Annotated in this window: 17 protein-coding genes; 9 read left to right on the top strand and 8 right to left on the bottom strand. The window is 71.7% G+C overall.

Annotated features, from left to right (window positions below; genetic code table 11):
- Window positions 1–66 precede the first annotated feature (66 nt).
- From FRAEUI1C_RS21340 to FRAEUI1C_RS21360, 5 genes are all read left to right on the top strand, one after another.
- Window positions 67–1,773 (top strand): class I adenylate-forming enzyme family protein, encoded by a 1,707-nt coding sequence (locus tag FRAEUI1C_RS21340; protein ID WP_013425417.1) that lies wholly within the window; start codon window positions 67–69, stop codon window positions 1,771–1,773.
- A gap of 53 nt (window positions 1,774–1,826) precedes the next feature.
- The gene (locus FRAEUI1C_RS21345; RefSeq protein ID WP_013425418.1) at window positions 1,827–2,657 is read left to right on the top strand and encodes an amidohydrolase family protein; all 831 of its coding nucleotides are present in this window, start codon (window positions 1,827–1,829) and stop codon (window positions 2,655–2,657) included.
- 67 nt (window positions 2,658–2,724) lie between these two features.
- Entirely contained in the window at window positions 2,725–3,915 is a 1,191-nt protein-coding gene (locus tag FRAEUI1C_RS21350; protein ID WP_013425419.1) for a cytochrome P450, read from the top strand.
- A gap of 85 nt (window positions 3,916–4,000) precedes the next feature.
- Window positions 4,001–4,870, top strand: coding sequence for an SDR family NAD(P)-dependent oxidoreductase (locus FRAEUI1C_RS21355; protein WP_013425420.1), 870 nt, complete (start codon window positions 4,001–4,003; stop codon window positions 4,868–4,870).
- Window positions 4,867–5,889 (top strand): NAD(P)H-dependent amine dehydrogenase family protein, encoded by a 1,023-nt coding sequence (locus FRAEUI1C_RS21360; RefSeq protein ID WP_013425421.1) that lies wholly within the window; start codon window positions 4,867–4,869, stop codon window positions 5,887–5,889. Before FRAEUI1C_RS21355 ends, FRAEUI1C_RS21360 begins: the two co-directional genes overlap by 4 nt.
- Window positions 5,890–6,259: 370 nt before the next feature.
- On the opposite strand, the gene FRAEUI1C_RS21365 is transcribed toward FRAEUI1C_RS21360, so the two are convergent.
- The 4 genes from FRAEUI1C_RS21365 to FRAEUI1C_RS21380 are packed head-to-tail and all read right to left on the bottom strand — an operon-like array spanning window position 6,260 to window position 10,774.
- A complete protein-coding gene (locus FRAEUI1C_RS21365) occupies window positions 6,260–7,444 on the bottom strand; it encodes an acyl-CoA dehydrogenase family protein (RefSeq protein ID WP_013425422.1) in 1,185 nt (394 codons plus the stop codon).
- Window positions 7,444–8,961, bottom strand: coding sequence for a class I adenylate-forming enzyme family protein (locus FRAEUI1C_RS21370; RefSeq protein WP_013425423.1), 1,518 nt, complete (start codon window positions 8,959–8,961; stop codon window positions 7,444–7,446). Before FRAEUI1C_RS21370 ends, FRAEUI1C_RS21365 begins: the two co-directional genes overlap by 1 nt.
- On the bottom strand, window positions 8,958–9,752 hold the full coding sequence (locus FRAEUI1C_RS21375; protein ID WP_013425424.1) for an enoyl-CoA hydratase/isomerase family protein: 795 nt from the start codon (window positions 9,750–9,752) through the stop codon (window positions 8,958–8,960). The genes FRAEUI1C_RS21370 and FRAEUI1C_RS21375 overlap by 4 nt, the downstream gene beginning before the upstream one ends.
- The gene (locus FRAEUI1C_RS21380; protein ID WP_013425425.1) at window positions 9,749–10,774 is read right to left on the bottom strand and encodes an acyl-CoA dehydrogenase family protein; all 1,026 of its coding nucleotides are present in this window, start codon (window positions 10,772–10,774) and stop codon (window positions 9,749–9,751) included. Before FRAEUI1C_RS21380 ends, FRAEUI1C_RS21375 begins: the two co-directional genes overlap by 4 nt.
- A 231-nt stretch (window positions 10,775–11,005) precedes the next feature.
- On the opposite strand from FRAEUI1C_RS21380, the gene FRAEUI1C_RS21385 reads away from it, so the two are divergent.
- Window positions 11,006–11,956 carry an enoyl-CoA hydratase/isomerase family protein gene (locus FRAEUI1C_RS21385; RefSeq protein WP_013425426.1) on the top strand — a complete coding sequence of 317 codons (951 nt, stop codon included), beginning with the start codon at window positions 11,006–11,008 and terminating at the stop codon, window positions 11,954–11,956.
- Here the strand turns inward: FRAEUI1C_RS21385 and FRAEUI1C_RS21390 are convergent.
- The 3 genes from FRAEUI1C_RS21390 to FRAEUI1C_RS21400 form a co-directional block, all read right to left on the bottom strand.
- The gene (locus FRAEUI1C_RS21390) at window positions 11,904–12,857 is read right to left on the bottom strand and encodes an acyl-CoA thioesterase (RefSeq protein ID WP_013425427.1); all 954 of its coding nucleotides are present in this window, start codon (window positions 12,855–12,857) and stop codon (window positions 11,904–11,906) included. The genes FRAEUI1C_RS21385 and FRAEUI1C_RS21390 overlap by 53 nt on opposite strands.
- A gap of 66 nt (window positions 12,858–12,923) precedes the next feature.
- Window positions 12,924–14,375, bottom strand: coding sequence for an aldehyde dehydrogenase (locus FRAEUI1C_RS21395; protein ID WP_013425428.1), 1,452 nt, complete (start codon window positions 14,373–14,375; stop codon window positions 12,924–12,926).
- Between the two features lie 64 nt (window positions 14,376–14,439).
- Window positions 14,440–15,498 carry an NAD(P)H-dependent amine dehydrogenase family protein gene (locus FRAEUI1C_RS21400; protein WP_013425429.1) on the bottom strand — a complete coding sequence of 353 codons (1,059 nt, stop codon included), beginning with the start codon at window positions 15,496–15,498 and terminating at the stop codon, window positions 14,440–14,442.
- A 55-nt stretch (window positions 15,499–15,553) separates the two neighbouring features.
- Here FRAEUI1C_RS21400 and FRAEUI1C_RS21405 point away from each other — a divergent pair, with 55 nt between their 5' ends.
- The gene (locus tag FRAEUI1C_RS21405; protein WP_013425430.1) at window positions 15,554–15,970 is read left to right on the top strand and encodes a VOC family protein; all 417 of its coding nucleotides are present in this window, start codon (window positions 15,554–15,556) and stop codon (window positions 15,968–15,970) included.
- Window positions 15,971–15,998: 28 nt separating this feature from the next.
- Here FRAEUI1C_RS21405 and FRAEUI1C_RS21410 read toward each other — a convergent pair whose 3' ends face one another.
- Complete coding sequence (locus FRAEUI1C_RS21410) at window positions 15,999–17,633, bottom strand: AMP-binding protein (protein WP_013425431.1); 1,635 nt, start codon at window positions 17,631–17,633, stop codon at window positions 15,999–16,001.
- A gap of 178 nt (window positions 17,634–17,811) precedes the next feature.
- Here FRAEUI1C_RS21410 and FRAEUI1C_RS21415 point away from each other — a divergent pair, with 178 nt between their 5' ends.
- Together FRAEUI1C_RS21415 and FRAEUI1C_RS21420 are read left to right on the top strand one after the other, a co-directional pair.
- Complete coding sequence (locus FRAEUI1C_RS21415; RefSeq protein WP_013425432.1) at window positions 17,812–18,924, top strand: ABC transporter substrate-binding protein; 1,113 nt, start codon at window positions 17,812–17,814, stop codon at window positions 18,922–18,924.
- 122 nt (window positions 18,925–19,046) lie between these two features.
- Window positions 19,047–20,114 carry a TIGR03857 family LLM class F420-dependent oxidoreductase gene (locus FRAEUI1C_RS21420; protein ID WP_013425433.1) on the top strand — a complete coding sequence of 356 codons (1,068 nt, stop codon included), beginning with the start codon at window positions 19,047–19,049 and terminating at the stop codon, window positions 20,112–20,114.
- Window positions 20,115–21,164 lie beyond the last annotated feature (1,050 nt).

Here is a 21,164-nt window from a genome sequence, read left to right on the forward strand (position 1 = left end):
CTTGGCGACGGCCGGTCGGACGGCTAGAAATATCTATATCTCTTCGATGCTCGTCGGGAGGCTCGCATGGCGGTTGACCGAGGTCCCGGCCTCGCGCCGGTGTACCGCGACGACCCCCGCCTCGCGCCGCTCGTCGGCCCGGGAGCGCCGTTCGAGCTTGAGGACGTCGTGCTCGACGGCGTCGCGCTGCGGGACTTCGTGCGCGCGCCGCGCACCATCGTCGACGTCTTCGAGCTGGGCGCCGCGCACGAGGCGCTCGTCAACATCGTCTACGAGGACGAGCGGCTCACCTTCGCCGACGTGCGCGGCCGGGCTCGTAGCCTGGCCCGCGAGCTGCGGTCGGCCTTCGGCGTCCGGCGGGGTGACCGGGTCGGCATCGCCATGCGCAACCTGCCGGAGTTCGTGATCGGTTTCTGGGGGGCCGCGCTGGCCGGAGCGGTCGTGGTGCCGCTGAACTCGTGGTGGGCGGGCGGCGAGCTCACGTACGCGTTACGCGACGCCGGCGTCGCGGTCCTGTTCGCCGACGGCGACCGGTGTGACAGCATCCGCGCGGCCGGCCGGCCCGAGGGCCTCGGGCTGATCGGGGTGCGCACGGGCGCCGGCGACGTCGCCTTCGACGAGCTGACGTCCGGGCCGCCACTGGCGGACGACGAGGTCGCCCGGCTCGACCGGGACGACCCGATCACGCTCCTGTACACGTCCGGGACGACCGGTCGGCCCAAGGGAGCGCTCAACACCAACCGCGGCATGACGGCCAACCTGTGGAACATGGCCTTCGCCTCCGTCCGGGAGGCGATCGTCGCCGGGCGGCCGCCGGCGCCGGCCCGCCAGTCCTCGACGATCTCGACCGGGCCGCTGTTCCACATCGGCGGGATCGCGGCCATCGTCGGCGCTCCGCTCGGCGGCGCGAAGATGGTGCTGATGCACCGGTGGGACGTCCGCGAATGGGCGCGCCTCGCGGTCGCGGAGGCGGTCACGACGCTCGGCGGTGTCCCGGCCGTGGCGCGCCAGATCCTCGAATACCCCGGAGTCGGCGACCTCGGCCTGGACGTACGGATGTTCCCCATCGGCGGCGCGGCCGTACCCCCCGACCTGGTGGCGCTCGCGACCGAGGTGTTCGGCCCCGAGGTCGCCCTGCTGAACGGTTACGGCCTGACCGAGACCACCTCCGCGGTGGTGACGAACGTCGGCGTCGAGTTCGCGGCGCATCCCGACAGCGTGGGTCGGCCCAACCTGACCGCCGACGTCAGGACCGTCGACGCCGACGGCACGCCGCTGCCGCCCGGCGACACCGGCGAGCTCTGCTTCCGCTCGCCGCAGGTCGCCCGTGGCTACTGGAACGACGAGGCCGCGACGCGGGCGTCCTTCCAGGACGGCTGGTTCCGCTCGGGCGACCTCGGCTACGTCGACGCCGACGGCTTCGTCCACGTCGTCGACCGGCTGAAGGACGTCGTCATCCGCGGCGGCGAGAACGTCTACTGCGCCGAGGTGGAGGCCGTCCTGCACGAGCACCCGGACGTCGCCGAGGCCGCGGTGGTCGGGCTCGACGACCGGAGCCTGGGCGAGCGGGTCTGTGCCGTCGTGGTCCCCCGGCCCGGTACCAAGCCGACCCTGGCGAGCCTGCGGGAGTTCGCCCGGGACCGCCTCGCCGCGTTCAAGTGCCCGGAGGCACTGGTGCTGCTGCCCGAGCTCCCCACCACCGCCACCGGCAAGGTCGCCAAGACCGCCCTGCGCGCCCAGGTCGCTGACGCCGTTCCCGAACGGACCTGGTGACGGGCACGTTCCCGCCGGCAACTGGAAAGACCCACCTACCGAGAAGAGGCATCGTGCCGCGCGCCATGGACTGTCTGGTGAACGTCGACTTCGGTGACAACAAGCAGCCGGACTGGATGGTCCGCGTCAAGGAGGACTACTTCAAGGGCGGCGACTCGTTCTTCAAGAGCCCGGAACTGAACGAGCTGGTCGACGACATGGACGCGAACGGCGTCGAGAAGGCGATCCTGATCGCGAAGGTCGGCAGGACCGACGGGCGGGCGTTCCAGTTCGCCGAGGCCCGCCCGGACCGTTTCTCCCTCGCGCTCGGTGGGTTCAACCTGCTGCGCCCGATGCCGACGGTCCGCACGCTGGAGTCGTATGTCCGTGACTACCCGGTCGTGTGCACGAACGTCGGCCCGAGCTTCTGGGGCGACGGCATGTACCCGCCCACCGACCCGGTCTACTTCCCGCTTTACACGAAATGCTGCGAGCTTGAGCTGCCGCTGTGCGTGAACACCGGCATTCCCGGGCCGCCGCTGCCGGCCGAGCCGCAGAACCCGATCCACCTCGACCGGGTCTGCTACCGGTTCCCCGAGCTGAAGCTCTGCATGATCCACGGCGCCGACCCCTGGTGGGACACCGCGATCCGCCTGATGATCAAATACAAGAACCTGCGCCTGATGACGTCGGCCTGGTCGCCGAAGCGGCTGCCGGCCTCGCTGCTGCACTTCATGGCGACCCGCGGCAAGGAGCGCGTCATCTTCGCCTCCGACTACCCCGTGCTGTCCTTCCAGCGGACCCTGACCGAGGCCGCCGCGCTCGACCTGACCGACGAGGTCCGCGACAACTGGCTCTACGCGAACGCCGACGCCTTCTTCTTCGGCGGCAAGGCCGCGACCTGACAACAGCTGGTCCACGACAACAGCTGGTCCACGACAACAGCTGGTCCACGACCGGCCGGAGGCTCCGATGACTGATCTCTACTGGGATCCGATCGCCCCCGAACTGCGCGACGACCCGTATCCGCTCTGGCGGCGCTTACGCGACGAGGCGCCCGTCTACCGCAACGACCGCCTCGGCTTCTACGCGCTGTCCCGCTTCGACGACATCGAGCTGGCCCACCGCGACGCCGAGACGTTCAGCTCCAGCCACGGCACCACCCTCGAGACGATGGCGCCGGATCCCTACGACACGGCGATGATCATCTGGCTCGACGCGCCGAAACACACGACGCTGCGCAAACTCGTGTCCCGCGCGTTCACCGTCCGGCGGGTCACGATGCTGGAGGAGCGCATCCACGAGATCTGCGCGCAGCTGCTCGACCCCCAGGTCGGCTCGGGCGGTTTCGACTACGTCCAGGATTTCGCCGCGATCCTGCCGCCCACGGTCATCTCGATCCTGCTCGGTGTTCCCGGCAGTGAGCGCGAAGAACTGCGCCACATCGTCGACAACGTCTTCCACATGGAAGAAGGCGTCGGCATGAACAACGAGACGTCGCTGGCCGCGCTGGGCGAGCTCGGGCAGCGCCTCGGCGCCCATTTCGCCGACCGGCGCACGCATCCCCGCGACGACGTGTTCACCGACCTGGTCAACGCCGAGGTCGCCGACGAGGTGACCGGTGAGCCACGGCGGCTCACCGACGAGGAACTGGCCAGCTTCGCGATCCTGTTGTTCAGCGCCGGGAGCGAGACCGTCGCCCGCCACCTCGGCTGGGCCGCGAGCGCGCTCGACGAGTACCCCGACCAGCGGGCCGAACTGGTGCGGGACCCCGGGCTGATCCCGGGCGCGATCGAGGAGATCCTGCGCTACGAGCCGCCGTCCCCGGTGAACGCCCGGTGGACGACCCGCGACGTGACCCTGCCGGGCGGGACGATCCCGGCGAACTCCCGCGTCATCCTCATCACCGGCTCGGCCGGCCGGGACGAGCGCAGGTACGCCGACCCGGACCGGCTCGACGTCCACCGCAAGCTCGACCTGCACATGACGTTCGGCTACGGCGTCCACTTCTGCCTCGGGGCGGCGCTGGCCCGGCGCGAGGCCCGGATCGGCCTGGCCGAGACGCTGCTGCGCTGGCCGCAGTGGTCGGTCGACCGCGCCCGCACCGACATGCTCTACACCAGCACGGTGCGAGGCCCGCTGCGTCTGCCGATCCGGGTCTGACCAGCGCCTCATCCACGCGCGGCGCGCGGCTCACGCCCGCCGCTCATCAGGCATGCACCTGCGTCTTCGGAAGGATGCCCCCGTCATGGTGGAGAACAGTTTCCAGAGTTCCTATGGGCCGTGGGCCCTGGTGGCCGGCGCGTCGATGGGAATCGGTGCCGCGCTGTCGCATGAGGCGGCCCGCCGCGGCTTACACGTGGTTCTGCTCGCTCGCGGCAAGGACCAGCTGGAGGCGACGGCGGCCGAGGTCGCCGCCCAGCATGGCGTCGAGGTGCGGACGATCGCCGCCGACCTGGCGTCGCCCGACATCGGCACCGTGGTGGCCGACGCGACGAAGGACCTCGACATCGGCCTGTTCGTCTACAACGCCGCGGTGGGGCCGAACAGCCGCTTCGTCGACGGTGACCTCGACCTGCACCTGCTCAGCGTCGACGTCAACTGCCGCACCCCGGTGATCCTGTGCCACCACTTCGGCCGCAGGCTGATCGACCGCGGCCGCGGCGGCATCGTGATGATCAGCTCGATGGGCGGCACCCAGGGCGCGGTCAACTTCAGCACGTACAACGCCGGCAAGGGCTTCCAGTGGATTCTCACCGAGTCGCTGTGGACGGAGCTCGCCGACAACGGTGTCGACGCGGTCAACGTGTTCGTCGGCGCGACGTCGTCGCCGAACTACAACTCCTTTCAGGAGACGCTCGACCCAGAGCTGTGCAACCGCCTCGACACGGACGACCCGCTCGACCGGGCCCGCTCACGGCTCCTGCGACCCAGCACGCCGCAGGAGGTCGCGACCGCGTCCTATGACGGCCTCGGCCACGGACCGGTTGCCTACACCCATCCCGACGACGCGTTCGTCTCCCAGCGGTGCTTCGCGCTACCCCGGGCCGAGGCGACCGGCGTGTGGCGGGCCCTGCAGGAGACCTCGACCCGCCGGCCCGACAAGGTCGCCCGGTGAGCCGGCGCCTCCGGGTGGTCCAGTGGACCACCGGCAAGACGGGCAGCGCCGCCGTGCGCGGCATGGTCGGCCACCCTGTGCTCGACCTGGTCGGCTGCTACGCCTACTCGCCGGACAAGGTCGGGCGGGACGTCGGTGAGCTGTGCGGGATCGACCCCATCGGCATCACCAGCACCGACGACATCGACGCGCTGCTCGCGCTCCAGCCCGACTGCGTCTCCTACATGGCGTACCGGCCGAACTTCGATCACCTCGAACGGATCCTCGAGTCGGGCGTGAACGTCGTGTCGACCATGTACATGATGGCCGGGTTCGGGTACGGCGAGCAGGCCACCCACCGGCTGCGCGACGCCTGCCTGCGGGGCGGCTCGTCGCTCTACGCCTCGGGCATCTACCCCGGCCACGCGCCGATGGTCGCCCTCGCCGCTAGCGCCATGTGCAGCCGCGTCGAGCGGCTCTCCGTCCTGGAGTCGCTCGACATCTCCGGCTACGCCAACGAGCAGATGTTCCGTGCCCAGGGCTTCGACCTCGATCCCGACGACCCGGCCGCCCGCGAGGCCTGCGAGGCGTCCTGCGGCTCGTTCAAGGACCAGATCCCGGTGCTCGCGAACGCCCTCGGCCTGCGGCTCGACGGCGTCGGCTTCCGGGTCGAGTTCGCCACCGCCAACCAGGACACCGACCTGGGCTACATGACGGTGAAGAAGGGCCGTATCGCCGGCTTCAAGGGCACCGTCTCCGGCGACAAGGACGGACGTTCGCTCATCGAGTGCAGCTTCGTCTGGAAGCTCGGCGAGGACATGACGCCCAACTGGCCGGTCACCCACGGCTACGTCATCGAGCTCGACGGCGTCCCCGGGGTGCGCGTCCGGCTGGAGCCCCAGGGCGACCACCTCGACGGCACCGTCACCACCGCGATGCCCGCCGTCAACGCCATCCCGCTGGTGTGCGCCGCACCCCCGGGCATCGTCAACCTGATGGACCTGCCCCTCGTCCGCGCCGCAGGCCAGTTCCGGCCCTGAGGTCGACGCTCTGTCCAACATCGTGGCGGCAAATCCCGCCCGCGGCCGACCCTCAGGTATGAGTGATTGCTGACCCGGCGAACCTCACCGATCAGACTGCCTGCCCAGGCCTCGGGGCGGCCGCGCCGCCGATTTCCATACCCGATCGCGGATCTTCGGCCGCGCCTCGCCGCCTGAATCAACAAGATCGCTAACCTGGTATGGAGAAAATACGCATACCGGACGGGGCGCGACGAATTCGGTACCAGACTGGCGATCATCACATCGGACCGCTTCATCGGCCGTCGATGATCGCCAGTTTGGTAGGGAAATCGACGTCGAGTCGATCCGCGAGCAACACCTCGGCCGCCGATCCAGAGCCCCGGGATCGTCAGGCGCTGCGGGGCATGCCGAGGATGCGTTCGGCGACGAGGTTGCGCTGGATCTGGGAGGTGCCGGCAGCGATCGTGTACTGCAGCGACCAGAGGTAGTCGCGGGCCGCCTCCCGGGCCCGGCCCGGGGCGCCGCCCAGGACCGGGCGGCCGAGCACCCGCAGGGTCAGCTCGGTGATCTCCTGGGCCAGCTCGCTGAACCGCAGCTTCACCGCCGAGCCCGTCGGCGCCGGCAGGCCCGTCCGCTCGGCCTCGGCGATGCCCAGCTGGGTGAGGCGCCACAACGCCTCGACGCTCGCCTCCAGCCGGCCGACCTGCTTGCGCAGCCCCGAGTCGTCCCAGGCCGTCTGCCCACCGGGGCCGGTCGGCGTCGTGCGGGCGACCTCGACCAGGGCCCGGAGCTGGGACCGCATCGTGATGACGTGCTGGGCGAACGCCGTACCACGCTCGAACCGCAGCGTCACGTTCGTGACCCGCCAGCCGTCGTTCTCCGCCCCGACCCGGTTGGTGACCGGGGCCCGGGCGCCGTCGAGGAAGACCTCGCAGAAGTGGCTCTCGCCGTCGATCGTGCGCATCGGGCGGACCTCGACGCCGGGCTGGTGCATGTCGAGGATCAGCCAGCTGATCCCCCGGTGCTTGCGCGCCTCCGGGTCGGTGCGGACCAGCAGTTCGCAGTAGTCCGCGACGTGGGCCCGCGTCGACCAGATCTTCTGGCCGTGGATGACGTACTCGTCGCCGTCGCGCACGGCCCTGGTCCGCAGCGAGGCCAGGTCCGAGCCGGCGTCGGGCTCGGAGAAGCCCTGGCACCAGACGTCGTCGCCGCGCAGGATTCGCGGCAGGTGGAAGGCCCGCTGCTCGTCGGTGCCCTCGGCGATGAGGGTCGGGCCGGCGTGCATCATCCCGACGAAGTTGACGCTGATATAGGGCGCGCCCGCCCGTGCGTACTCCTCCAGGTACACCAGCTGCTGGCTGACCGCCACGCCCTGGCCCCCGAATGCCTTCGGCCAGTGCAGGCCCGCGTAGCCGGCGTCGAACAGCTTGCGCTGCCAGGCCGTGTCGTAGGCCCGCCGCGCCGGCCAGTCCCCGGGCGGCGGGGGCGCGCCGTGCGCCGGGACCGCCTGCTCCAGCCAGGACCGCAGCTGGGCGCGGAACCGCTCGTCGGCCTCGCTGTAGGTGAGGTCCATCAGGTCTCCTGGTCGGTGACAGGTGTGGCGAGCAGTTCCTTGACGGCGCCGAGATCGACCTTCCCCGACGGGGTGCGCGGGAGCGCGTCCAGGACGCGGATCTCGGTCGGCAGCTCGTAGCCGGCCAGCACCCGGGCGGCGCCGGCCCGCAGGTCCTCGACCACCTTCGTCGCCTCGACGTCGTCGACGGGCGTCCGCAGCTCGACGGCCGCGACCGGCACGGCGCCCAGCCGCGGGTCGGGCCGGCCCACGACGGCGGCGCCGCGCACCCGGGGATCGCGTTCCAGCACGGTCCGGACGTCCTCCGGGCGGATCTTGAAGCCGCCGCGGATGATCGCCTGGTCGGCCCGGCCGAGGATCCACAGGAACCCGTCGGCGTCCAGGCGCGCGAGGTCCGTGGTCCGGACCCAGTCCGCTCCGTCGCCGAACTGGTGGGCCCGGACCTCCAGCAGGCCCTCGCTGTCCGGCGGCAGCGGGGCGAAGTCCTCCGCGTCGACGACGCGCAGCTCGACCCCGGCGTGCGCCCGCCCGACGCTGCCACGCTTGGCCGACCAGTGCGCCTGGTGGTCGGCGAGGTTCCAGCCCGCGACGCCGCCGCCGAACTCGGTGGCCGCGTAGGACACGAGGACCGGCACGCCGTACTTCGCCTCGAACGCGTCCGCGTCGTCCGGCGACAGCGGGGCCGTGCCGGAGATCGCCGAACGGACCGTGGCGAACACGGCCGGGTCGAGGTCGGCCTCCAGCACCATCCGCAGCGCCGTGGGGACGAGGCTGACCGTGCGGGGCTTGTGCCGGCGCACCGCGTCGGCCCAGTCGTCGACGGCGAACCGCTCCAGCAGGCACAGGGCCCGGCCGTCGTAGAGGCACTGCAGGATCCGGAACAGCCCGCCCATGTGCACCAGCGGCGCGTTGACGATCGCGACCCCGGAGCGCAGCCGGGGCGTGTCGTCCCGGCTGGACTCGTAGTGCTTGGCCCCGACCAGGCCGCGGGTGAGCATCTCGTAGCCGAGCGGGATCCGCTTCGGCGGCCCCGTGGTGCCGCTGGTCAGCATCTCGACGGCGACCTGCGGCCGGGCCGCCCCGAGGTCGGCGGGCAGCTCGCCGGAGGCGGTGACCGGCTCGCCCAGATCGGTCGTCGTCAGCACGAGCCGCGGGCCGCCGTCGTCGGCGAAGGTGGCGACGTCCTGCGGCGTGCCCGCGAGAATCGGCAAACCGAGGCCGGCGAGGTCGGCCCGGACCCGGTCGACACCCCGGCTCGGGTTGATCGTCACGACGCAGGCGCCGGCGCGCAGCAGCCCCACCAGCAGGCCGACGTGGGCGGGCTGGTTGCGCAGCAGGACCCCGACCCGGGTGCCCGGGGCGGGTACCTGGGCGGCGACCGCGTCGGCGGTAGCCGCCAGCTGGCCCCAGGTACGCCACTGGCCGTGGAACTCCAGGAACGGCCCGCGGGCGTCGAGGGCCAGCGTGGCGGCGATCCGGCCGGACAGCGCGCTCGGCCCGACGGGGGTCGGGGTCACCGCAGCCTCGGCTGACGCTTCGGCAGGGGGTTGGCCTTGATTTCGGCCATGCCGATCGGGTTGCCGAGCCGGGTGTAGATCAGCCCCTGCTCCATGGCCGCGCGGTACGGCCGGTCCAGCGACTCCCAGATCGCGCGGACCGTCCCCTGGGTCGCCGACGACGGCTTCTCGGCGATGCCGGCCGCGATCTCGTGTGCCCGCGCCCACAGCTGCTCGCGGGTGACGACCTCGGACACGAGCCCGATCCGCAACGCCGTGGCCGCGGTGACCCGCTCGTCGTTGCCCGACAGCGCGATCCGCAACGTCTCCCCGAGCCCGATCCTGCGCATCAGCCCGATCGGCTCCAACGCCAGCACCATCCCCCCGCTGACATGCGAGTCGAAGAACGTCGCGTCCTGCGAGCAGATCACGATGTCCGACTCGTTGAGGAAGTAGAACGCCCCCGCCGTGCAGATGCCCTGCACCGCGCAGACGACCGGTTTCCAGACCTTCTGCCACTTCGGTGAGAGCAGCTCACCGGGGTCCTCGTGGTTCCAGACGTCGTCCGGCTGGCCGTAGCTCTTCTTCACGTCCAGCCCGGCGCAGAACGCCCGGTCACCAGCGGCCCGCACCACGACGGCGTTGACGGCCGGATCGTCCTTGACCCGCCGCCAGGCGTCGCGGATCTCCTCGCACATCTGGCGGTCGAACGCGTTCAGCGCCTCGGGCCGGTTCAGCGTCAGCGTCGCCACCCGGTCCGGCGTCACCTCGTACGTGATCGTGCCGTACGGCGGCCGCGTCGTCCCCGTCATCCGTTCACCACCGTCGTCGTCCCGTCAAGGGCCACCCCCGGCTCCGCCGCGAGTGTGTCAGCCAGCGCGAGGGCGTGGTGGTCGGACGTGCCGAAGCCCTGTTCGAGCAGCCAGGCCCGCTTGAGGTAGTAGTGCGGCAGCATCTCCCAGGTGAAGCCCATCCCGCCCAGCACCTGGACGGCGGCCCGGCCGTTGCCGATCCCCGCCTCGCCCGCGAGCAGCTTCGCGGCGCTCGCGGCGCGCACCGCGTCCCCGGCCCGCGGGTCGTCGATCATGGCGGCTGCCGCGTAGGTCGCGCTGCGGGCCAGCGCGACCCGGACGTACATGTCGGCGAGCAGGTGCTTGACGGCCTGGAACGACCCGATCGGCACGCCGAACTGCTTGCGCTGCGCCGCGTAGCCGGCGGCCACGTCGAGCGCGCCCTGGGCGGTGCCGACCAGCAGCGCGGCCGACAGCGCGGTGCCGAGCAGCCCCAGGCGGGCCGCCTCCTCGGCTCCGCCGACCACCGTGCCGGACGGCAGCGTCTCGAACACCGCCGTCGGCGTCAGCGGGTCGAACGGCTCCCCCGCGACGGAGACCGGCAGGTCGGCCGTGTCCAGCCGCTCGACCCGGTCGGGATACAGCACGATCAGCACGTCGCTCTCGGCCGCGTGCTCGACGGCGACCGCCCCGGCGGGACGGCCGGGCTCGACCCGCACCCCCGCCACCCGCACCTCGCCCGCCTCGACGCCGGGGACCAGCGGCGCGGCGAGGGTCGACCAGAGCACCGGCCCGAGGCACAGGCTGCGCCCGAGTTCCTCGAAGGCGATGGCCACCTCGGCGGCGCCGCCGGGCGCCGCGCCGTCGACCTCGTCCGGGACGAGCATGCCGAGCACGCCAATCCCCGTGAGCTCCGACCAGGCGCCGGGGGCCGCCGCCAGGCCTTCTCGGGACGCGACCGCCGCCACGTCGAAATGGCCCTTGCAGAACGACACAACGGTGTCGCGTAGGGCGAGCTGCTCGTCTCTGAGACGGAAGTCCATGCGTTGACGGTTCCCTCTGACTCGCTCCGGCCGGGCGCTTTGGATCTTTTAAATATCCGGATATTTAACCTACGGTGCCCGGCGCCCACGGGGCAACGAACACCGGGCCGCCGGTCGCGGTGACGCCCCCACTGGGGCGCCGGGCCGCCCACACCGAGCCTCACGTAGAAATATATAGATATTTAGCCTAGGATGACGCCGACCGAGGCTCAGAGGGAGAGGACGGCCGCGTTGACCGACGGACGGGTACTGATGGAGCGGAATCCCGAGGCCGGGGTCGCCCGCATCACCCTCAACTGCCCCGAGCGGCGCAACTCCTACGACGCCGCGATGCGCGGCCAGCTCGCCGCCTACCTCGATGACGCGGCCGGCGACGACGACGTCAAGGTCGTCCTGCTGCGCGGCGCCGGCGGCTACTTCTCGGCGGGCGCGGACATGCGCAACGCCTACGCCTGGTACGGCGAGGCCCCGCCCAGGGACGAGGCAGGCACCGGCGGCGCCGCCGCGACAAACGGCGCCGCGACGAGCAACGGTGCGGCGAGCAACGGCCGGGCGGCCAACGGTGCCGGGCGCCGGCGGCCCAGCCAGCGCCGCCGGCTCGCCGTCGACCGGCGGTCGTTCGGCTTCTACCACGAATTTCTCGGGTTCCCGAAGGCCACCGTCGCCGAGGTCCGCGGGCTCGCGCTCGGCGGCGGCTTCGAGCTGGCGCTCATGGCCGACCTCGCCGTCGTCGGCCGCGACGCGAAGCTCGGCATGCCCGCGACCCGCTTCCTCGGCCCCGCGCTCGGCTCCCTGCACATGTTCTTCCACCGGCTCGGCCCGGTGCTGGCCCGCCGCCTGCTCCTGACCGGCGACACCGTCCCCGGCGCCGACCTGGAGCACCTCGGGATCTTCACCGAAATCGTCGACGACGCCGACGTCGCCAGGCGGGCCGAGTGGTGGGCGAGGAAGGTATCCCGCATGCCCGCCGACGGCCTCGTCCTGGCGAAGGAGGCCTTCCGCCTCGTGGAGCAGCTGCAGGCCTACCAGGGCGAGGAGGTGCTCAGCTACCTCTTCCACGCCTACGGAACCAACCTCAGCTTCGAGGAGGGCGAGTTCAACTTCGTCAGGACCCGCGCCCAGCACGGCGTCAAGCGGGCCTTCGAGCTCCGGGACGAGCACTTCGAGGTTCCGGAGCCGTGACAGGTCCGTCCGGCGGGCGGGGCGCCGGGGGGCTGTGCCACAGGGCGGCCGTCTGGCTGCCGACGCCCGCGAGCGAGCCGTCCGGAGCCCACAGCCGCACCGAGCCGTGGCCGTAGCCGCCGGCCGCCTGCTCGGGGGTGCCGTCGACGAGGACCCAGTCGCTGTCGGGCGCGGCGCCGACCCGGATCGTGTTGTCCAGGCTCGACCCGGAACCACGGTCCCCGAGCGCGGCCATGACCATGGTCGGCACGGAGTCGGCCACCAGGGAGAGCAGGGCGGGCCGGGTCGCCGGCCGGCCGGCGAAGCGGATCCAGAAACGCAGCCGAGGCCCGGCGTCGATCTCGCGCATCTCCACCAGGCCGAAGAAGCCCGGCGGCACGTCCGGCGGGAACGGCAGCCGGACCTTCGGGCAGGCCTCGGGCGGCGGCACGACGGGCATCGTCGCGACCACCCCGTCCGCGATCGTGGAGTTGGCCTCGCCGGACGCGCCCAGCCCGGCGAGCACGATCCGACCGTCGACGCGGCCGGTGACCCGGACCTGCGACGTGCGCCGACCGGCGGCCAGCACCTCGGCGACGAGGTCGAGGCGCTCGCCGCGTCGCGGTGAGCCCACGAACTGCGCCGTCGCCCACCGCAGCGGACGCTCGGTCGCCGCCTCGACGAGCGCGCTGACGAGGGCGAGCCCGGCGCCGCCGTACATCCGCCGCAGCTGGGTGAGGTGACGCTCGGCCATCACGACGCTCGCGCGGCTCGCGACGACCCCGTCGGCGTCGGAGCCGGTCTCGACCACGTCCAGGCCGAGCCACCGCAGGTCCGCGTGACGCCCCGCCTGCGCGCCCGCCGCCGGGTCGGCTCCCTCGTCGCCCAGGGCGGGCTGCGCGTCTGTCGTCATGTCGGCCATGGACTCGACCCTACATTTAGTAATATCTAGATCTTTTGACAGCCGCGACCGGGCCGTCGACCCGGCTTACCCGAAGGGCAGCACGACGGTGCGGGTCTCCAGGTAGGCCTCGACGCCCTCGGGGCCCATCTCCCGGCCGATCCCGGACTGCTTGAAGCCGCCGAACGGGCTGCGCGGCTCGACGACCGCGACCGAGTTGACCGCGCAGGTGCCGGTGCGGATCCGGCTGGCCACCGCGACGCCGCGGTCGGTGTCCGCGGTCCACACCGAGCCCGACAGCCCGTAGTCGGAGTCGTTGGCGATGGCCACCGCCTCGTCGGTGTCCCGGTACCGGATCACGGTCACCACCGGGCCGAAGATCTCCTCGCGGGCGATCCGGCTGGTGTTCTCGACGTCGGCGAACAGCGTGGGCTCGACGTAGAAGCCCGCGTCGAGGCCGGCGGGGCGGCCACCGCCGACGAGCAGCCGGGCGCCACTCGCCATGCCGTCGGCGAGGTAGCCCTCCACGCGGTCACGCTGGCGCCCGGAGACCACCGGGCCGACGTCGGTGGCGGGATCGCGGGGGTCGCCGACGACCAGGCCGCGCACGTGGTCGGCCAGGGCGTCGACGATCTCGTTGTAGCGCACGGCGGGCGCCAGGATGCGGCTCTGCGCCGCGCAGACCTGGCCGTTGTTCTGCAGCCCGGAGTCCAGCAGCTGCGGCACGACGGTGGCGAGGTCGGCGTCGTCGAGGATGATCCCGGCCGACTTGCCGCCGAGCTCCAGCGTGCAGCGGCGCACGAGCTGGCCGCAGGTGGCGCCGATGGTCCGGCCCGCCGCGCTGCTGCCGGTGAACGACACCTTGTCGACGCCGGGGTGGGCGACCAGGTAGCGGCCGAGGTCGGCGCCGCCGGGCAGGATGCTCACCGCGCCGGCGGGGAGGCCAGCGTCCAGGAGAACCTCGGCGAGCAGGAAGGAGCTCACCGGCGCCTCGGGGGGCGGCTTCAGGATGATCGGTGTGCCGGCGGCGAGCGCGGCGCCGAGCTTCATGCAGGCGAGGAAGATCGGGACGTTCCACGGCACGATGCCGACGGCGACACCGACCGGGACCTTCTGGATCAGGACCGGCCCGACCAGGCCGGCGCGCCGCTCCTCGAAGGGGAACCGTTCGGCCAGCTCGGCGTAGCCGTCGAGGACCATCGCGGGCGCGATCGCCTGGCCGAACAGCGAGAACTTCGCCGGCGATCCCATCTCGTCGGTGACCAGCCCGGCCAGTTCCTCCGCGCGGGCCTGCAGGCCGGCGGACACCCGGCGGATCACCTCCGCGCGGTCCTTGCCGGTCGTCGCCGCCCAGTCGCCACCGTCCAGCGCCGCCCGCGCAGCGCCGACCGCCGCGTCGGCGTCGGCCTCGACGGCCAGCGGGACGCTCGCGACCTGGCGCTGGTCGTGCGGCGAACGGACCTCGATCCGTTCGCCCGAGGCCGGGTTCCGCCACCTGCCGCCGACGAACAGCTGGTCGCGTTCGATCACTGTGGTCACGCCATCGCCTCCGGGAGGAGCTCGGGACTAGGAGAGGTTCGGGACTACCGGGAGAAGTTCGGGACTAGCGGTGCAGGTGCGGGGGCTGGGCCACCGGCAGGTCGAGGTGCGTGCGCAGGCCGGGCGGCGCGGCGACGACGACGGGGATCGCGTTGACCGCAGCCATCGCCGTCCAGATCCGGCCCCAGTAGCCGATGTCGCCGTCCGGCCCCGGCTCGGTCGGCTCGTAGTTGACCCGGAACGACGGCAGGCCGGTGAAGTAGAGCGCGTACTTGGCGTTCTCGTAGCCCCAGTCGGGCTCGGTGACGTCGTCCATCCGCCAGTAGGACCGGAAGATCACCACCGGCTTGCCGCCGTTCCACACCCGCCATTCGAGGCGCATCCCGGCGACGTGCCCCTGCTTGATCGAGCCGGCCCGCACCGTGACGTCCCTGACCGCGACGGCGGGCTCCCAGGTGAAGTCGTAGTCCTCGACCTCGATGCCCAGGCCGTCGGCCAGCAGGTAGATCGACTCCTTGAAGGTCCGCCCCATCGTGGCGAACATGCGGGGCGGATCGGCCTTCAGGTCGTCGGGGTGGCGCCCGAAGCCCAGACCGTCGAACATCATCGCCGCCGACGGATGGTTGCGGAAGTCGCCGACCTCCTGCACGACGAGCTCGTCGATGCGCGAACTCAGCCGGGCGAACGTCAGGGGCAGCAGGTCGCCTGCGAACCCGGGGTGGATGCCGGAACCGAACAGCGAGACCCCGCCCTGCTGGCAGGCCTCCTCCAGCCGGTCCCTCAGGGCGGCGCCGAGCGCGGGCGGGTAGGTGAAGCCCGACGGCGTGACCAGGTTCTTGCCGCTGCGCAGGATGCGGACGATCTCGTCGACGTCGACGTAGAGGGGCGCGTAGTTCACGCAGTCGGCCTCCAGCGCCAGCAGCGCCTCGACGTCGCGCGTCGCGAGCACGCCGATCGGGTCGATCCCCGCGAGTTCCCCGACGTCCCGGCCGTCCTTCTCCGCCGACGTCACGTAGCAGCCGACGACCTCGAACGCGGGGTTGTCGACCAGATGGCGCACCGAGATCTGCCCGATGCTGCCCATCGCCCACTGGATGACCCGCCACGGACGCGTGCTCGCCACAGCCAAGCCCCTCTCGTCGCCCATCTCTGCCCCGATAGGTCTATATGATTCTGCCGTGACGAGCGCGAAACTCCACCATGTCGTCTTCTGCGTCCGGCCCGAGAACCAGGAGCGGGCCGCCGACTTCTGGCGCGACCTCGGGATGACCTTCGGCGAGGTCCCGTTAGCCGAGGAGGGGATCCGGGTCCTGCTCGACTGGTCCGCCGGGATCGAGATCATCTCGCCGACCCAGCCGGAGGGCACCGAGACGGCCCGCTTCCAGGCCTTCCTCGACGAAGGCGGCGAAGGGATCTACTCCGCGGTGGTTCGCACGTCGGACATCGAGGGCCCGATCTCCGTCGCCGCCAGTCACGGCGCCCCGGTGCGTTACCGGCAGCACCGGGAGACGGGCGACATCGTCGTGGACGAGGCCGACCTGGAGCCGGTGTGCGGCATGCCGGTGACCCTGCTGGCCACCAACCTGCCGGACTGACTCCATCCCTTCCGGGCCCCCGGCCGGCTCAGCGCTTCTCGTAGGTGATCCCGGCGGCTTCGACGTCCCAGGTCGCCGGGGTGACGCCCTCGGTGCGCAGCTCGCGCTTGAGGACCCGGCCGACGGGGCTACGCGGAAGCTCGTCGCGGAACTCGATGTAGCGCGGCAGGACGAAGTACGGCAGCGCGTCGACGCACCAGCGGAACAGCTCCTCCTCGGTCAGCGTCGAGCCGGCGACCCGGGTCGCGGTCACCTTCACGTCGTCCTCGGTGAGCTGGCTGGGGACCGCGTGCACGGCGACGTCGGCGAGCTGCCCGTGGCCCATCAGGACGCGCTCGACCTCGAAGCTCGCGATGTTCTCGCCGCGCCGGCGCAGGTAGTCGGCCTTGCGGTCGACGAAGTACAGGTAGCCGTCCGCGTCGATCTTGCCGATGTCGCCGGTGTGGTACCACCAGTTGCGGCTGGTCTCGACCGTGACCTCGGGCCGGCCCCAGTAGCCCTCGAACATCACGTGGGCGCGCTTCGGCCGGATCACGATCTCCCCGTCGGTCCCGGTCGGCAGCTCCTCGTCCTCGTCGTCGAAGATCCGCACGTCGAAGTACTCGGTGTTCACGATCCCGGCGGCCCGTGGCCTGTTGCGGACCCCCGGCGGCTGCCACGAGATCAGGCTCGCCTCCGTCACCCCGTAGGCGCCCGAGAACGTGTCGATGCCGAACCGCGAGCGGATCACGTCGTCCACCTCGGGCGGCAGCGGCGCCGCGCCCATCAGCCTCAGCGAGGTGTTCGCCGCGGCCGCGCCCGAGCGCGGCATCTCCGGCCGGTCCACGTCGTGCGCCAGCAGGTACGCCATCGTGCCCAGCGTCGAGGTCAGCGTCGCCCCGGTCCGGTTCATCTCCGGCCAGAAGTTCGACACCGAGAACCGCCGGAAGATCGCCCCGCGCCCGCCGTACACCAGCGTCCCGACGACCGCCGTGACCAGCGCGTTGTAGTGGAACATCGGCAGCGGCGTCCAGATGACGTCGTCCGCCGTCCGGCCCCAGCTGTAACCGATCTGGCGGGCCAGCGCCTCGTGGTAGTTGTGGCTGAGCATGCAGCCCTTCGACAGCCCCGTCGTCCCGCCCGTGTAGATGAAGGTCGCCAGGTCTGACGGCCGGCGGGCGACCGGGGCCGCGAGCGGCGGCGCCGTGAGCAGGTCGTCCAGCCGGTGACCGGTCGCGCCGGGGAACACCGGAGCTGCCGCCTCACCGGTGATGACCACATGCGTCAGCTCGTCCAGGTCGGCGGACACGGCGGCGGCCCGCTCGGCGAGGTCGGCGGCGACGACCAGCACCCGCGCGCCCGAGTCGCGCAGCTGGTGGCGCAGGTACTCACCCTTGTACGCGGTGTTGATCGGCACCGCCACGGCGCCGGCCCACTGCGCCGCCCACCACGCGACCAGCATCTCCGGGGAGTTCTCCAGCAGCATCGCCACCCGGTCACCCGGCACGACCCCGAGCGCCTGGAGGCCACCGCCGAGCCGGGCCGCCGCCGTGCCCACCTCGGCCGCGGTCAGCTTGGTGCCGCAGACGTCCAGGTACTCGGCGTCGGGCTCCTGTTCGATCCGCCGCTCCAGCAGCTCGGTGGTCGTGTGCCGCGGGGCACTGCCCCAGACGCCGTCACTCACCTGACCGGTCCCCTCCTCGCCGGCACCACCGCCGGTGATACATCTAGATATAACGAACCCGCGAAACGGGTTGGGCCGATGGCCGGCGATGTCCGCCCGGTCAACCATAAACATATATATGTTTTGACATAGACGGCAACGCCGTCGGACCAGGGAGCCCACGAGACAGGAGACGACCGTGGCCATCGGACACCAGGCAGAGCCGATCAAGCTCGGGGTGCTGCAGGACTTCGCGATCCCGCCCGGGAGCGCGTACGACACCCGGCAGGACTTTCTCGACGCGCTGGCGCTGGTCTTCGAGGAGGCACAGGCGTCCGGCCTGCTCGACCGTTCCGTCGAGCTCGTCGAGCGGGACGCCGCCGGGTTACCGACCGGCAGCGTCAGGTCCGTCATCGACGCCTACGGCGAGCTCGTCGACGAGGGCTGTCTCGCCGTCTTCGGCCCGCACGTCTCCGAGAACACGATCGCCCTGCGGCCGGAGATCGAGCGGCGGTTCCGGGTGCCGTCGATCAGCGTCTGCGGTGCCGACCAGTGGCTGGGAAAGTGGACCTTCGCGCTGCCGAACGGGTCGATGACCGACGAGCCGATCGTGCTCGCGCACCTCGCCGCCAAGGCCGGCGCGCGCACCGTGGGCGTCCTCGTGGAGCGTTCGGTCATCGGCCAGCTGTACGCGCGCAGCTTCCGCGACGCGTGCCGAGAGCTGGGGCCGCGCATTGTCGCGGAGGAGACGATCGCGCAGACCGGACAGGACATCGCCGACGCGGTCCGGTCGCTGCACGGATCGCGCCCCGACGCGCTCGTGCACCTCGGCTTCGGTTACGGCGTGATCCGGATCAACGAGGCGCTCGACGCCGTCGGGTGGGACCCGCCGCGGTACCTGGGGACCGCGTTCGAGGACGTGTACTTCTCCGACGAGATCTGGGACGCGTACGTCGGCTGGGTCGGGCTGGAGCAGTACGACGAGGCGAACCTGGTCGGCCAACGGTTCCTGGACCGCTTCGAGGCGGCATACGGACGCCGTCCGGAGTACTACGCGCCGGGGCTGTGCCGCGACGCCGGCGTGGCGCTGGCCCGCGCGTTCGCGGGTGCCGAGCCGCTGTCGCCGCGAGGCGTCCGTGACGCCCTCGAACGCGTGAAGCTCGTTCCGGCGGCCTCCGGCGCACCGGGAACCACCATCTCCTTCGGCCAGTGGACCCGCCGCGGCTGGATGGGCTCGGGCTACCTGGTCGCCCGCGCCGTCGAGCCCGACCGCCGGTCCCATCGCCTCGTCGCCCGGTTCGAGCCCAGCTGACCGTCCCGCGTTGCATCGCGCTCTACCTCTAGATATTTTGCGACAACAGGGCCAACCACCAGGCTGGTGGACATCGGCGTGCCGGCGCGGGCTCGGCGTCCCCGTCCTTCGAGGAGCAGATCATGACGACGAACGACGCCGAGACCGTCCAGGTGCACGAGGAGCTCGCCTGCTACCTGCTGGCCGGTCAGCCCGCCTCGTCGCGCGACCTCGTCGCCGAGGCCATCGGCGCCGAGCAGCTCGGCCTCGGCACCGCCTACATCTCCGAGCGGTACAACAAGAAAGAGGCGGCGACCCTGTCCGGGGCCGCCGGCGCCGTCACCGAGCGGATCACCATCGCGACCGGGGCGACCAACCACAACACCCGCCACCCGATGGTCACCGCCGGCTACGCCCGCACGATGCAGAGCCTCACCGGTGGCCGCTTCGTGCTCGGGCTCGGCCGCGGCGTCCCGACCATGCAGGACGCCTACGGCATCCCCCGCATCACGACGGCCCAGATCGAGGACTTCGTCGGCCTCGTGCGCCGGCTGTTCCGCGGCGAGGCGATCATCGGCCACAAGGGCCCGGCCGGCTCCTGGCCGGTGCTGCACCTCGACGGGAGCCTGGACGAGCACCTGCCGATGGGCATCACCGCCTTCGGCCCGCAGACGCTGGAGCTCGGCGGCCGGCTGTTCGACCAGGTCGTGCTGCACACGTTCTTCACCGACGAGACGACGGCACGCGCGGTGGCCACGGTGAAGCGCGCCGCCGAGCAGGCCGGGCGCGACCCCGACTCGGTCAAGGTCTGGTCCTGCTTCGCGACGATCGGCGACCATGTCCCGGCGGACAAGCGGCTCATGAAGCTCGTCGGCCGGCTCGGAACCTACCTGCAGGGTTACGGCGACCTGCTCGTGCGCACCAACGGCTGGGACCTGAAGGTGCTGGAGCGCTTCCTCGCCGACCCGGTCATCAAGGGCGTGCGCGGCCTCGACGTGACCGGCACCCCGGAGCAGCTCGCGCACGCCGCGACCCTCATCCCGGCCGAATGGCTCGCCCCGGCCGCCACCGGCAGCCCGGCCGAGTGCGTGGCGGCCGTCCGTAACCAGCTGGCCCTCGGCTGCGACGGCGTCATCCTGCACGGCGCCACCCCCACCGAGCTCGCCCCCATCGTCGCTGAGTACGCCGCCACGGCATCGGTCACCGCCTGACCACCCAGGCCCGGGAGGGCGCAGGCGCGAGCCCGGCGCGGGCGCGGGCCCGGGAGGGCGCAGGCCCGGGAGGGCGCAGGCCCGGGAGGGCGCAGGCGCGAGCCCGGGGAGGGCGCGGGCCCGGCGAGGGCACGAGCCCGGGGAGGCACCGCGCCCCGACCGTCCACGTCCTCCCGTCACCTTGCTGGCCGTGTTGGCCCTGCAGTGGGCGTGGCAGGCGAGTTTCTGCGACCGCCCGAGATCCTGCTGGCCAGTTGGCCCCACAGCGGCTGCCGTTTCCCCTGCGCAAGTGACGATCATCGCGCCCTGACACCGTCACGGTTGTTCATGATCGGCGGTTGGGTAGGGGGAATCGTCGTTCGCCGCCCCGTTTTGTACCATTTTTCCCTGCGCATCTGACGATCATGGCCGTTACCCGCCGCCGGACGGCTCGAAGTTCGCCAGATGCGCAGGCAGACCGGGTGCCCGGATCCCCCGGCCGACTACTCTTGCCCACCGCGGAAACGGCCGCCCAGGGAGCCCCGGCGCCCGAGGCGTTCCGCACGGTGGTGGATCTTCGCGTTCCGCCGAACGGCCGATCTTCGCGTTCCACGGAACGGCCGATCTTCGCCTTCCGCAGCTCTGGACGGTTTCGATACCAGATCGGCGATCATCGACGGTCGGCGGCACGGCCACCCATCATGATCGTCAGCCTGGTAGCCGAACCGTCACCCCACGCCCGAGATACGCCTTTTATCCATACCAGGTTCGCGATCTTGCAGGTCGTGCCCGGCGGCGACCGCCGAAGATCCACGACTGGGTATGGGAATCGGCGCCCTCCCAACGACCCGGAGCCGACGCGCAGCGCCCAACTCCTCGACCCCGGGCCACCAGGCCGGCCATGATCGCCGATTCGGCCCTGAGACGGTCGCAGAAACACGCCCGGCACGACCATTCCAGGGCCGAAACCGCGATCAAGGGCACGCGCAGCCCAGCCCCGGGCCCCAGGCGCCGCCGCGGCCGCGGCCGAGAAGGCCAGCAGGATCAACCGAGGGCGCGATCGTCGATCAT

This window comes from Pseudofrankia inefficax (assembly GCF_000166135.1).
In the GTDB taxonomy this organism is placed as follows: Bacteria; Actinomycetota; Actinomycetes; order Frankiales; family Frankiaceae; genus Pseudofrankia; species Pseudofrankia inefficax.